This window comes from Mycobacterium sp. VKM Ac-1816D (genome assembly GCF_000416385.1).
Lineage (GTDB): Bacteria > Actinomycetota > Actinomycetes > Mycobacteriales > Mycobacteriaceae > Mycobacterium > Mycobacterium neoaurum_A.
Genome location: NZ_AOHQ01000132.1, coordinates 26,022 through 38,639, shown reverse-complemented (window position 1 = coordinate 38,639; position 12,618 = coordinate 26,022). Strand labels below are relative to the sequence as shown.

The 12,618-nt window shown below is 67.1% G+C and carries 15 protein-coding genes; 9 read left to right on the top strand and 6 right to left on the bottom strand.

Annotation, left to right across the window (positions count from 1 at the left end; genetic code table 11):
* The first annotated feature begins 235 nt into the window (after window positions 1–235).
* The 3 genes from aceA to G154_RS11810 all read left to right on the top strand — a co-directional run bounded on the left by aceA (window position 236) and on the right by G154_RS11810 (window position 3,492).
* Window positions 236–1,522: an isocitrate lyase gene (gene aceA / locus G154_RS11820; RefSeq protein WP_019513779.1), complete on the top strand. Its 1,287-nt coding sequence runs from the start codon at window positions 236–238 to the stop codon at window positions 1,520–1,522.
* A gap of 123 nt (window positions 1,523–1,645) precedes the next feature.
* Window positions 1,646–2,500, top strand: coding sequence for a 3-hydroxybutyryl-CoA dehydrogenase (locus G154_RS11815; RefSeq protein WP_023985260.1), 855 nt, complete (start codon window positions 1,646–1,648; stop codon window positions 2,498–2,500).
* Between the two features lie 119 nt (window positions 2,501–2,619).
* Window positions 2,620–3,492, top strand: a complete 873-nt coding sequence (locus tag G154_RS11810) for a cyclopropane mycolic acid synthase family methyltransferase (RefSeq protein WP_019513781.1) — start codon at window positions 2,620–2,622, stop codon at window positions 3,490–3,492.
* Between the two features lie 80 nt (window positions 3,493–3,572).
* Here the strand turns inward: G154_RS11810 and G154_RS11805 are convergent, their stop codons facing one another.
* Together G154_RS11805 and G154_RS11800 are read right to left on the bottom strand one after the other, a co-directional pair.
* A complete protein-coding gene (locus tag G154_RS11805; RefSeq protein ID WP_019513782.1) occupies window positions 3,573–4,445 on the bottom strand; it encodes a polyphosphate kinase 2 family protein in 873 nt (290 codons plus the stop codon).
* 6 nt (window positions 4,446–4,451) lie between these two features.
* On the bottom strand, window positions 4,452–5,153 hold the full coding sequence (locus G154_RS11800) for a TetR/AcrR family transcriptional regulator (protein ID WP_023985261.1): 702 nt from the start codon (window positions 5,151–5,153) through the stop codon (window positions 4,452–4,454).
* Window positions 5,154–5,235: 82 nt separating this feature from the next.
* On the opposite strand from G154_RS11800, the gene G154_RS11795 reads away from it, so the two are divergent.
* The 5 genes from G154_RS11795 (at window position 5,236) to G154_RS11775 (ending at window position 8,453) form a co-directional block, all read left to right on the top strand.
* Entirely contained in the window at window positions 5,236–6,528 is a 1,293-nt protein-coding gene (locus tag G154_RS11795; protein ID WP_019513784.1) for a DUF445 domain-containing protein, read from the top strand.
* Between the two features lie 85 nt (window positions 6,529–6,613).
* A complete protein-coding gene (locus G154_RS11790) occupies window positions 6,614–7,072 on the top strand; it encodes a helix-turn-helix domain-containing protein (protein WP_019513785.1) in 459 nt (152 codons plus the stop codon).
* Window positions 7,073–7,083: 11 nt separating this feature from the next.
* Window positions 7,084–7,713 carry a heparin-binding hemagglutinin gene (locus G154_RS11785; RefSeq protein ID WP_019513786.1) on the top strand — a complete coding sequence of 210 codons (630 nt, stop codon included), beginning with the start codon at window positions 7,084–7,086 and terminating at the stop codon, window positions 7,711–7,713.
* A gap of 40 nt (window positions 7,714–7,753) precedes the next feature.
* Window positions 7,754–8,035 carry a DUF2516 family protein gene (locus G154_RS11780; protein WP_187697576.1) on the top strand — a complete coding sequence of 94 codons (282 nt, stop codon included), beginning with the start codon at window positions 7,754–7,756 and terminating at the stop codon, window positions 8,033–8,035.
* Between the two features lie 4 nt (window positions 8,036–8,039).
* Window positions 8,040–8,453 (top strand): DUF2599 domain-containing protein, encoded by a 414-nt coding sequence (locus tag G154_RS11775; protein ID WP_019513788.1) that lies wholly within the window; start codon window positions 8,040–8,042, stop codon window positions 8,451–8,453.
* On the opposite strand, the gene G154_RS11770 is transcribed toward G154_RS11775, so the two are convergent.
* Genes G154_RS11770 through G154_RS11755 form a run of 4 tightly spaced genes read right to left on the bottom strand, consistent with a single transcriptional unit; the run spans window position 8,454 to window position 11,524 of the window.
* Entirely contained in the window at window positions 8,454–9,365 is a 912-nt protein-coding gene (locus tag G154_RS11770) for a DUF2993 domain-containing protein (RefSeq protein WP_019513789.1), read from the bottom strand.
* Complete coding sequence (locus tag G154_RS11765; RefSeq protein ID WP_019513790.1) at window positions 9,362–10,177, bottom strand: carbon-nitrogen hydrolase family protein; 816 nt, start codon at window positions 10,175–10,177, stop codon at window positions 9,362–9,364. The genes G154_RS11770 and G154_RS11765 overlap by 4 nt, the downstream gene beginning before the upstream one ends.
* Before the next feature lie 10 nt (window positions 10,178–10,187).
* Window positions 10,188–11,021, bottom strand: coding sequence for a class I SAM-dependent methyltransferase (locus tag G154_RS11760; RefSeq protein WP_045546427.1), 834 nt, complete (start codon window positions 11,019–11,021; stop codon window positions 10,188–10,190).
* Window positions 11,018–11,524 carry a DUF2505 domain-containing protein gene (locus tag G154_RS11755; RefSeq protein WP_023985263.1) on the bottom strand — a complete coding sequence of 169 codons (507 nt, stop codon included), beginning with the start codon at window positions 11,522–11,524 and terminating at the stop codon, window positions 11,018–11,020. The genes G154_RS11760 and G154_RS11755 overlap by 4 nt, the downstream gene beginning before the upstream one ends.
* A 25-nt stretch (window positions 11,525–11,549) precedes the next feature.
* On the opposite strand from G154_RS11755, the gene G154_RS11750 reads away from it, so the two are divergent.
* Window positions 11,550–12,605, top strand: coding sequence for a UDP-N-acetylmuramate dehydrogenase (locus G154_RS11750; RefSeq protein WP_019513793.1), 1,056 nt, complete (start codon window positions 11,550–11,552; stop codon window positions 12,603–12,605).
* Window positions 12,606–12,618: the final 13 nt, after the last annotated feature.

The window sequence follows — 12,618 nt, the reverse complement described above, 5'->3', positions numbered from 1 at the left end:
TTAACAGTACGGACGTACTGACCAGCGCAAACCCCCTACCCGTCGGTAGGTTCTGAACCGGTAAAGCGGGGTCACCGATTCGCAAAATTAGCAAAATGGCTGAGCGCATTGGACGAAGTTGGCAAGCGAAACGGGTGGACCTGGGCATATGGCGTGAGGCATGCTCGAAGCATCAGCTCAGTGGAAATCGCTGCAGCGTTAACAAATCGAGTTGCCGAAATCGATAGGAGCAACCATGTCCACCGTTGGCACGCCGAAGAGCCCGGAGCAGATCCAGCACGATTGGGACCACAACCCCCGCTGGAAGGGCATCACCCGCACCTACACCCCCAAGGACGTCGTCGCACTGCAGGGCACGGTCGTCGAAGAGGCGACGCTGGCCCGCCGTGGCGCCGAGGTGCTGTGGGAGCAGCTCCACAACATGGATTTCGTCAACTCGCTCGGCGCGCTGACCGGCAACATGGCCGTGCAGCAGGTGCGTGCCGGCCTGAAGGCCATCTACCTGTCCGGGTGGCAGGTCGCCGGTGACGCGAACCTCTCCGGTCACACCTACCCCGACCAGAGCCTCTACCCGGCCAACTCGGTGCCGCAGGTCATCCGCCGCATCAACAACGCGCTGCTGCGTGCCGACGAGATCGCCAAGGTCGAGGGTGACACCTCGGTCGAGAACTGGCTGGCCCCGATCGTCGCCGACGGCGAAGCTGGCTTCGGCGGTGCGCTGAACGTCTACGAGCTGCAGAAGGCCATGATCGCCGCGGGTGTCGCCGGTTCGCACTGGGAGGACCAGTTGGCCTCGGAGAAGAAGTGCGGCCACCTCGGTGGCAAGGTGCTCATCCCCACCCAGCAGCACATCCGGACCCTGACCTCGGCCCGCCTCGCGGCGGACGTGGCCGACGTGCCGACCGTGGTCATCGCCCGTACCGATGCCGAGGCCGCCACCCTGATCACCTCCGATGTCGACGAGCGCGACCAGCCGTTCATCACCGGCGAGCGCACCGCCGAAGGCTTCTACCGCGTGAAGAACGGCCTGGAGCCCTGCATCGCCCGCGCCAAGGCCTACGCCCCGTACTCCGATCTGATCTGGATGGAGACCGGCACCCCGGACCTGGAGCTGGCCAAGAAGTTCGCCGAGGGCGTCAAGAGCGAGTTCCCGGACCAGATGCTGGCCTACAACTGCTCGCCGTCGTTCAACTGGAAGCAGCACCTCGACGACGACACGATCGCCAAGTTCCAGAAGGAACTGGGTGCGATGGGCTTCAAGTTCCAGTTCATCACCCTCGCCGGCTTCCACGCCCTGAACTACTCGATGTTCGATCTGGCCTACGGCTACGCCCGCAACCAGATGAGCGCCTATGTCGAGCTGCAGGAGCGCGAGTTCGCCGCCGAAGAGCGTGGTTACACCGCCACCAAGCACCAGCGCGAGGTCGGCGCCGGCTACTTCGACCGGATCGCCACCACCGTGGACCCGACCAGCTCGACCACCGCGCTGGCAGGTTCGACCGAAGAGGGCCAGTTCCACTGAGCTTGCGAAGTGGAACCGACAACCTGAGCCACTAAGCCTTCGCAATCAGGGGTTGATAGCGTCAGGCCCCGTCCGTGCATCGCGGGCGGGGCCTGACGGCTGTCCGGAGTCAAGGAGAATCAGTTGAGCATCGAACGGGTGGGTGTCATCGGCGCCGGGCAGATGGGCGCCGGGATCGCCGAGGTGTGCGCGAAGGCCGGAGCCCAGGTGCTGGTCTTCGAGCCCAACGACGATCTGATCGCTGCCGGCCGCACGCGGCTCACCGCGTCGCTGGACCGGGCCGCGGCCAAGGGCAAGCTCAGCGAGGCCGATCGTGACGCGGCCATCGCGAGGTTGGCGTTCACCACCAGCCTGGCCGATATGGCCGACCGCCAGCTGACCATCGAGGCGATCGTCGAGGACGAGAACGTCAAGGCGAAGGTCTTCGCCGAGCTCGACCAGGTCATCACCGACCCCGATGCCGTGCTGGCGTCGAACACCTCCAGCATTCCGATCATGAAGATCGCTGCGGCGACGCAGAATCCGCAGCGGGTGCTGGGCCTGCACTTCTTCAACCCGGTGCCGGTGTTGCCGTTGGTCGAGTTGATCTCGACGCTGGTGACCGACGAGGCCGCCGCGGCGCGGGCCGAGGACTTCGCCGCCAACGTGCTGGGCAAGCAGGTGGTGCGGTGTTCGGACCGATCAGGATTTGTCGTCAATGCGCTGCTGGTGCCGTTCCTGCTGTCGGCGGTCCGCATGGTCGAGTCCGGGTTCGCCACCATCGAGGATGTCGACACCGCTGTCGTCGGCGGGCTGTCGCACCCGATGGGCCCACTGCGGTTGTCCGACCTGGTCGGACTCGACACCCTGAAGCTGATCGCGGACAAGATGTTCGAGGAGTTCAAGGAGCCGCTGTACGCCCCGCCGCCGTTGCTGCTGCGCATGGTCGAGGCCGGTCACCTCGGCAAGAAATCGGGTAAGGGCTTTTATAGTTACTGAGCTTGGCTAACGATCTGGCCGGGCCGCATGGGGTAAAGTCGTCGAATGCGATGCGGGGGCCGCTGAATCGTGAGCGCCTGCCAACGTCATTTCTGATCAACACCAGGGGTTGTGTTCGTATGTCGAAGGTTGAGTCCGGTCTGGAGCCGTATTACGAGGAGTCGCAGTCCATCTACGACATCTCCAACGACTTCTTCGCGCTGTTCCTCGGACCCACGATGGGCTATACCTGCGGCTATTACGAGCGCGAGGACATGACCCTCGACGAGTCGCAGAACGCCAAGTTCGACCTGGCGCTGGGCAAATTGGGGCTGGAGCCGGGGATGACCCTGCTCGACATCGGCTGCGGCTGGGGCGGTGCGCTGGAACGAGCGCTCATCAACTACGACGTCAACGTCATCGGCATCACGCTGAGCAAGGCGCAGTCCGATTACGCCCGTGCCCGGCTGGCCAAGGTCGAGACCACGCGCAATGTCGAGATCCGGCTGCAGGGCTGGGAAGAGTTCAACGAGCCCGTCGATCGCATCGTCTCCATCGGCGCGTTCGAAGCCTTCAAGGCCGAGCGTTACCCGCTGTTCTTCCAACGTGCCTACGACATCCTGCCCGCTGATGGCCGGATGCTGCTGCACACGATCTTGGCCCACACCCAGGAGTTCTTCCGCACCAACGGCATCAAGGTCACGCTCAGCGACCTGAAGTTCATGAAGTTCATCGGTGAGGAGATCTTCCCGGGCGGCCAGCTGCCCGCTGTCGAGGACATCGAGAAGCTGGCCGCCGATACCGGCTTCGACCTGCAGCGCATCCACCTGCTGCAGCCGCACTACGCCCGCACGCTGGACATGTGGGCGGCCAACCTGGAGGCGGCCAAGGACCAGGCGATCGCCATGCAGGGCCAGGAGGTCTACGACCGGTACATGAAGTACCTGGTCGGGTGCGCCGACTTCTTCCGCCGGGGTATCACCAACATCGGGCAGTTCACGCTCGTCAAGTAGACCCATTCGGGCGTCGAGACTACGGTTTCTGGCGTCGAACCGGCTACTAAGCGCCACAAACCGTAGTGTCGGCGCGAGGGTCAGGCAGATGCCAACCGCTTCTTCTCGGCCTCGACGTCGAACTCGGCGGGCGGCCAGCTCAGGTCCAGGCTCTTGAGCGCCTCGATCAGCAGTTCCAGGACCGCCAGCCGGCTGTACCACTTCCGGTTGCACGGCACGATGTGCCACGGGGCGTAGTCGGTGGACGTCTTGTCCAGCATCGCCTGGTACGCCTCCTGATACAGCGGCCATTTCAGCCGCTCGTCGACATCGGCGGGGTTGTACTTCCAGTACTTGTCCGGTCGCTCGAGCCGGTCGGTCAGCCGCTGCTTCTGCTCGTCGAGCGAGACGAACATCGCCACCTTGACGATGGTGGTGCCGGTGTCGACGAGTTCGCGCTCGAAGGCGTTGATCTCGTCGTAGCGCGCACCCCAGACGTCCGGCGGCACCAGATTGTGCACCCGCACGATCAGGACGTCCTCGTAATGTGACCGGTCGAAGACGCCGATGTGCCCGGCCGACGGCAACGCCTTGTTGATCCGCCACAGGTAATGGTGCGAGAGCTCCTCGGGCGTCGGCTTGCCGAAGCTGGTGTACTGGATGCCTTGTGGATTACCTGCTCCCACAACGTGTTTGACGATACCGCCCTTGCCTGCGGTGTCCATGCCCTGCAACACCAGCAGCACCGACCGGTGGTCACCGCTGCGGCTGTTGGCGTAGAGCATCTCCTGCAGACCGGCGAACCGCTCACCGCGCTCGGCGGCCAGGGCCGGGGCGTCGGACTTGGACCCGGTGAACCCCGGGGTGGCCTCGGCGTTGATCTCGGAGACCTTGTCCCCGGGGCGGAATTTCAGATGGGTGTGGGGTTCGTGGCTCCACAGCTTCGACAGTTCGGAGGTGTTGTCCTGGCTCACAACGTCTCAGTCAAGCAGGTGTGGCGGCAGCGCGGGGGACGGATGGGCCTGGGCGTTGAACTTCTCCAGCGATCCGCCGACCTCGACGATGCCGCGCAGCGCGCTCCAGGACAGCATCGTCAGGTAGTCGATCAGCTGGTCGGCGGTCATCCGCTGGTTGGACATCCAGGAGTGGGTGGCCAGCTGCACCCCACCGACGATGTGGAACGCCCACGGCTCGACCCCGCCGGTATCCATGCCTGCCGCCTGCATCCGGCGGCGCAGCATCACCGCCAGCATCCTGGCGATGATCTGCTCGGAATCGTTGATCGCCTTGGTGCGCGCCGACGAGTTGTTGGACATGACGAATCGGTAGGGCTCGGGTTCGGAGGCCACCGTGTCGACATAGACCCGGGTGATCTCGCGGACCAGTTCGTAGCCGTCCAGATCGGTCGACAGCGCGGCGGCCATGTTGGGGATCAGGGTGGTCTGGGCGAAGCGCATCATGACCGCGGTCGTCAGATCGTTCTTGTCGACGAAGTAGCGGTAGAGCACGGTTTTCGACACACCGATCTCCGCGGCGATCTCGTCCATGCTCACGTTGGCGCCACGACGGCGGATGGCCTCCAGCGTGCCGTCGACGAGCTCATTGCGCCGTTCGACTTTGTGCTGATGCCAGCGTCGTTTGCGGCCGTCTGTCTTCACCGCCGCGGAGCCCTGCTGTGCCACCGTCGAGAGTTCCATTCCGTTCACTAGGTCGCCTTGATACTACGGTGGACGAGCCGGCTGCGCGTTGGCGGATGATGGGGGAGTGGTGCAGAGAAGTTTTGCTGAGTCGCTGGCCGGTGCCGATTCGGTTGCCGACGAACAACGCAGGCTGGCGTTGCGCCGGATGAAGGTCGTGGCGACGGGTTTTCTCGTCGGCGCCACCGTGGTGTTCCTGGCGTGCACGTGGCTGCAGTCGCGCGGTGACGCGGCGCCGTGGGTGGGTTATGTGCGGGCCGCGGCGGAGGCGGGCATGGTCGGCGCGTTGGCCGACTGGTTCGCGGTGACCGCGCTGTTCAAGCACCCGCTGGGTATCCCGATTCCGCACACCGCGATCATCAAACGCAAGAAGGACCAACTCGGCGAGGGGCTCGGCGCCTTCGTCCGGGAGAACTTCATGTCACCCGACGTGATCGCCACCAAGTTGCGTGACGCGGACGTCGCCTCGCGCACCGGCAAGTGGCTGGCCGACGAGCGCAACGCCGAGCGGGTTGCTGCCGAGGTCGCGACGGTGCTGCGGGTGCTGGTGGAGATGCTGCGTGACGAGGATGTCCAGCAGGTGCTGGACCGGATGATCGTCAAGCGCATCGCCGAGCCCCAGTGGGGTCCGCCGATCGGCCGGGTGCTGACCAGCCTGCTCGACGAGGGGCGCCAGGAGGCGCTGCTGCAGCTGCTGGCCGACCGCGCCTTCCAATGGTCGCTGAACTCCGGCGAGGTGATCGAGCGGGTGATCGAGCGGGATTCCCCGACCTGGTCGCCGCGCTGGGTGGACCATCTGGTCGGCGACCGCATCCATCGCGAGTTGATGGACTTCACCGACAAGGTGCGCCGCGACCCCAACCATGAGTTGCGCCGCTCGGCCACCAAGTTCCTCTTCGAGTTCGCCGGCGACCTGCAGAACGACGCCGCCACCATCCAGCGGGCCGAGAACGTCAAGGAACAGATCATGGCCCGCGACGAGGTCGCGCGCGCCGCCGAGACCGCGTGGACGACGGCCAAGCGGATCCTGCTCGAATCGGTGGAGGATCCGTCCTCGGCGTTGCGCGGCCGGGTGGCCGACACTGTGGTCCGGATCGGGGAGTCGCTGCGCGATGACGCCGACCTGCGGACCAAGGTCGACGCCTGGATCGTGCGGGGTGCCCAGCACCTCGTTTCGCAATATGGGACGGAGATCACAGCGATCATCACCGAGACGATCGAGCGCTGGGATGCCGACGAGGCGAGCCGCCGAATCGAGCTCCATGTGGGCCGTGACCTGCAGTTCATCCGTATCAACGGCACCGTGGTCGGGTCGTTGGCAGGGCTGGCCATCTACACCGCCGCCCAGGTCCTCTTCTGAGACTGCTAGCAGACTGCTTGCAATAGTTAGCACCTCGTGCCACCGTGGAATACGTCAGCCAAAAGCTACGGATGAAGGAGGCACCATGACGCAGGACGACAACCTCGCCGGCGTCGTGGCAACCGCTGCGCACGACATCGGCAGCTACATCAGAACTCAACGCGAGGCGGCGCAGGTATCGGTGCGCCAACTCGCCGAGAAGGCCGGGGTCAGCAATCCCTACCTCAGCCAGATCGAGCGGGGACTGCGGAAACCGTCGGCTGATGTGCTCAACCAGATCGCCAAGGCACTCCGGGTCTCCGCCGAGGTGCTCTACATCCAAGCCGGGATGCTCGAACCCAGCGAGGGCAACAAAGTGCGCGATGCCATCGTCACCGATACCGCCATCACCGAGCGGCAGAAGCAGGTGCTGCTCGACATCTACACATCGTTCTGTCAGCAGAACGAAGCGGAAGCCGAGGCCGCGCAGAAGGCCGACGCCGAGGCCGAGACCGACCATCTCGACACCGAAGACGCCGCACCGGCGCAACCGTCCACTGTCTGAAAGGAATCGTCATGACCGAGAAGAATCAGCCCACCATCGAAGATCTCAAGGCCCCGCTGCTGGCCGCGGTCGGCGCCGCCGACCTGGCACTGGCCAAGGTCAACGAGATCGTCGAGACCCTGCGCGACCGCGCCGGTGACGCCCGCTCCGACGCCGAGACCCGCGTCGAGGAAGGCCGCGCCCGGCTCAACAAGCTCCAGGAAGAGCTGCCGTCGCAGTTCGACGAGCTGCGCGACAAGCTGACCTCCGAGGAGCTGCGCAAGCTTGCCGACAAGTACGCCGACGAGGCGCAGAGCCAGTACAACAAGCTGGTCGAGCGCGGTGAGGCCGCCCTGGAGCGCCTGCGCAACCAGCCGGCGCTGGAAGAGGCCGCCTCGCGCGTCGAAGAGGTCACCGACCAGGCTGTCGAGCTGACCCAGGATGCGCTGGGCACCGTCGCCAGCCAGACCCGCGCGGTCGGTGAGCGCGCCGCCAAGCTGGTCGGCGTCGAGCTGCCCAAGCGCGCCGAGGCCGCCGAGCCCGCCAAGGCCGCCCCGGCCAAGAAGGCTCCGGCCAAGAAGGCCACCCCTGCCACCGCCGCCAAGAAGGCCGCCGCTCCGGCCGCCAAGAAGGCTCCGGCCAAGAAGGTCACCCAGAAGTAGGTTCGCCAACAAGGTGGCACCCGCATAGGCTGCAAGTGTGATGCTTGCAAACCTGGCGGGTGCCATTCTTTTTGCCCTGGGCATTGTCGTTGCGCTGGTGGGCCTCTACGCGTTCATCCACGCCGCGATGCAGCGCCCGGACGCCTACACCGCCGCGGGCAAGCTCACCAAGCCGGTGTGGCTGTTGATCCTCGGCGCGGGAGTGCTGTTGAGCCTGCTGATCAGCGGCGGGTTCGGTGCCGCGATCGGCGCTTGCGCCGCCGGTGTGTATCTGGTCGACGTGCGGCCCAAACTGCTGGAGATCCAGGGAAAGTCGCGCTGAACCGATGCGTCACCGCGATATCGCAGCCGTCGTCCTCTGCTCGGCGGGGCTGCTGCTGGCCGGCCCGGCGGCCATCTCGACCGCCGAGACCGAACCGGCCTATATCGATCACACCGAATGGGTGCAGTGGGGCGACCTGAAGAGCCTGCGCGTGTATCCCACGGCCCTCGGCCGCTCGCAGGCCGCGATTCCCGGTACCCAGGCCCAGCAGAACCAGGCCTGGTCGCAGGTGCTGTCGCTGGCCCCGGAGGCCGATATCCCAGGTATGCAGTCCCAGTTCAACTGCCACTGGCAGTTCGCCGAGTTCGTCGAGCCCGGTAAGACGAGCTGGAATCTGGAGCCGTGGCGGCCCGTCGTCAGCGACGCCGAACTCGTTGCCGCCGGCTGTAATCCCGGCGGCACCGAAGAACCGTTCTAGCTAGGGCAATCCGGCGAAACACGGGTCGCCGCCGGCGCCGCTGCGGCCCGGGGGCATGACACCGTTGCGGGTGGAGAACTTCGCGACCACGCCGGTATCGGTGACCTCGACGCTGTCGGCGTGGATGCCCATCGGGTAGTTCTCGGTCATCTGCTTGAGGAACGCGTCCAGCGCAGGCTGGACGCTCTCACGCGGGAGCACGAAGCCCAGGCCGGTCAGGCGCTCGACGGTCAGCGTCAGCTCCTGGTTACGCACCACGGGCTTGGCGACGATGCTGCCCAGCGTGCCCTGCAGTTCCACGGTCCCGTCGGCGGGGTTGGTGGTCACACCGTTGACGAAGCTGCCGACCAGCGGAACGGCGTTTTGGATGGTGCGCTTGATGCCATCGGTCGACCACGTGATGGTGGCGTCCAGCGCGCCCACGGTGCCCGGTGACTCGGGGTTTCCGGTGACCCGGACATCGTTGATGACGATCTCGGCCTTCATCCCCTCGGCTTCACGGATGCGGTTGCCCGCCGTGGTCGCGGTGATGTTGTTGTAGTTCTTGGCGAAGTGCTGCAGCAGGAACGGCCGGGGGCCGAACGATACGTCGACGTTGTCCTGCACGACGCAGGAGGTGACCCGCGAGACGGTGTCGTCGGCGATCTTGCGTGCGATCAGCTCGGCGCCGACGACGCCGGCCAGCGCCAGGGCGGCGACGATCACCACCACCAGCACGATCGACAGCGGATCCCGGAAGAGCTTCGTGAACTTGTTCGAGCTCGACGGCGGGGACGGTGGCGGGCTCGAGGGGGGAGTCGATATCGGGGTCGATGTGGACGTCGACACCGTCGGTTCGGCGGGCGCTGCTGCCGGCGCTTCGGACGGCGGCGGGTTCACACCGTCGGTGGGGCGGGCCCAGGGATCGGTCACGCAGTCGATTGTGCCTTAGCGAACCGGACGCGGTTAACCAGCACCGCGATGGCGTCCCGGGCCTTCGCGGCGGCGGCAAGGTCGATATCGGTGACCACCAGCTGCGGATCGGCCTCGGCGGCGGCGATGATCTCGCCGGTCGCCGAGGCGACCAGGCTGCCCCCGACACCGGTCGGGCCCAGTGCGGCGATCTCATTGCCGGGGTAGGCCTGCCCGACGGCCGCCACGATGCCGGTGGTGTCGATGGCCCTGGCCCGGGCCAGCAAGGTCCACTGGTCGAGCTTGCCCGGGCCGGTGCCCCACGACGCGTGCACCGTGATGAGCTGTGCACCGCGATCGGCGAGCTCGAGGTAGAGCTCGGGAAAGCGGATGTCGTAGCACAGTGTCAGCCCGACGCCCACGCCGTCGACGTCGATGACGGTGGGCTGTGAGCCGGGGGCGACGGTCGCGGATTCGGTGAAGCCGAACGCGTCGTAGAGGTGGATCTTGTCGTAGTGCGCGTCGACGCCCGCACCGACGGCCAGCAGGGTGTTGGTGACCCGGCCGGCGGGCGCTTCGTCGGCCGGGCGGAACATGCCGGCCACGACGGTGATGCCGGTGCGCGCGGCGATCCGGCGCACCCCGTCGGCCCAGCGGCCGTCCAGCGGTTCGGCCACCGGCCCCAGTGGCACCCCGAACCGGCACATGGTCGCCTCCGGGAACAACACCAACCGGGCACCGGCCTCGGCGGCCTCGGCGGCGTACCGGTCGACCAGCTCGAGATTGGCCGCCGGGTCGGTACCGGACCGGATCTGAGCCAGGGCAATCCGCATGGGCTCGAGGCTAGCCGTGCCCGGCGACGGTCGCCCACGGCACCGAGAGCACCCCGTCGCGCAGTCGTCTCCGCGGCGGGTCCACGGCGAAACCCTCGGCGCGCAATTGTTCGAGCATCGCCCGCCAGCGCACTCGCGGGCCGAACACCCCGTGCCCGGCCGCGCCGGCCCAGGCCCGGTCGGCGGCCGCCAGCAGGGCGTGGACCGGTTGCCCGTCGACATTGCGGTGGATGAGGATCTTGGGCAGTCGCTCGGCCAGATCCGACGGCCTGTCGATATCGAACGGATCGCACGCCAGGGTCAGGCTGAGCGGCCCGTCGGCGTCCAGGAGCACCCAGCAGCAGCGCCGCCCGAGCTCGTCGCAGGTGCCGTCGACCAGCAGGCCGCCCGGAGCCAGCCGCCGGCACAGCTGCGCCCAGGCCGGCTCGACCTGCTCGACCGGATACTGGCGCAGCACGTTGAACGCGCGCACCAGTACCGGACGCAACCCGGCAAGCTCGAACCCGCCGAGCCCGAATTGCACTGCGGCCGTGGCCGATCGCTGAGCGATGCGCACCCGCTCCGGGTGGATCTCCAGGCCCGTCACCTGCACGTCGGCGCGCACCGTCTGCAATCGCGCGGCCAACTCCAGCGTCGTGATGGGCAGTGCGCCGTAGCCGAGATCCACCACCAGCGGGTCGGTGGCGGCGTGCAGGGCGGCCCGCACCCGCGGCGAATGCACGAGCCAGCGGTCGCTGCGGCGCAGCCGGTTGTACCCCGTGGTGCCACGCGTCGGCGAGCCGACGGGTTTGCCCTGTGGCGAGCCGACGGGTTTGCCCTGTGGCGAGCCGACGGGTTTGTTCAGCTGCGGTCCCTGACCCACGTCTCGGTGAACTCCTGCTCCAGACGGACCATCTCGGCCAGTTGGCCACCGATGAAGCCCTCGATCTTGCCGCCCACCAACGGGATGCGCACCTCGGTCACGACACGGACGTCCAGCTGGGCACCGTCGGCGCTGTCACGCAATGCGGCCTTCCCGGTGACCCGTACCGGTGCACCGGGCACCGTACCGGTGATGGTGCCCGAGGTCCGCCCGTCGACGATCGGTGCCCACGATTCGGTGCGCACCAGTGTCAGGTCGCCGGAATGGAGTTGGCTGACGAAGCCGGGCAGGCGGTGGAACCGCACGATCTGCGTGGTGCCGATGTCCAGGCCGCCGTCGGGGCGGGTGGCCAGCTCGTCGAGGTTGACCGCGTCGCAACCGGACTTCTCCAGCCGCTCGAGCCAGTACGTCCGGTCGGTGAAGGCCTCGAACAACTCCGTGACGCTGCATCCGTACGCGGCCGCCATGTCATGGGTACGCGGCATAGTCGGCACGCTACCGTTAGCGTCCGTGGTCAGTCCGACTTTCGCCGGTGCGGCGGTTGCCGAGAACGTCGCCATCGCCCCGTGGACGACATTGCGCGTCGGTCCGGTGGCGCGGCGTCTGATCACCTGCGATAGCACCGAACAGCTGATCGCCACGCTGACGGCGCTACCGGTCTCCGAGGATGTGCTGGTGCTGGCCGGTGGATCCAATGTTGTCCTCGCCGACGATCTCACCGGACTGACGGTGGTCCGGATCGCCACCACCGGCATCTCGGTGGACGGTGCGGTGCTGCGGGCCGAGGCGGGCGCGCTGTGGGACGACGTCGTGGTGGCCGCGCTGGCGCACGGTCTCGGTGGCCTGGAGTGCCTGTCGGGTATCCCCGGATCCGCCGGGGCCACCCCCGTCCAGAACGTGGGCGCCTATGGCGCGGAGGTGGCCGACACCATCTCCCGGGTGCGGATCCTGGACCGCCGGACGGGGCTGACCGAATGGGTGGGTCCGCACCGGCTGGAGTTCGGTTACCGGCACAGCGTGCTGAAGCACCAGTCGGCCGTCATCGTCGCCGAAGTCGAGTTCACCCTCAACGCCGACGGTCTGTCCGCGCCGATGCGCTACGGCGAACTGGCCGCCCGCCTCGGCGCCGAGCCGGGGCAGCGGGTCGAGCCGGACCGGGTGCGCGCGGCGGTGCTGCAGCTGCGTGCCGCCAAGGGCATGGTGCTCGACGAGGACGACCATGACACCTGGAGCGTCGGATCGTTCTTCACCAATCCGGTCGTCACCGAGCAGGCCTACGAGCGGCTGCGGGACGCCCTCGACCGGCCGGTTCCGCACTATCCGGCCCCCGACGGGGTCAAGCTGGCCGCCGGCTGGCTCGTCGAGCAGGCCGGTTTCGGCAAGGGATATCCCGGCGACGATGGGCTCGCGCGGTTGTCCACCAAGCATGCGCTGGCCCTGACCAACCGCGGCGGCGCCGGCACCGCCGATGTCCTGGCCCTGGCCAGGGCCGTTCGGGATGGTGTCCGCGCACGATTCGGGATCGAACTCACACCCGAGCCCGTACTGGTCGGCTGCGTGCTCTAGGTACTCTTGGTCC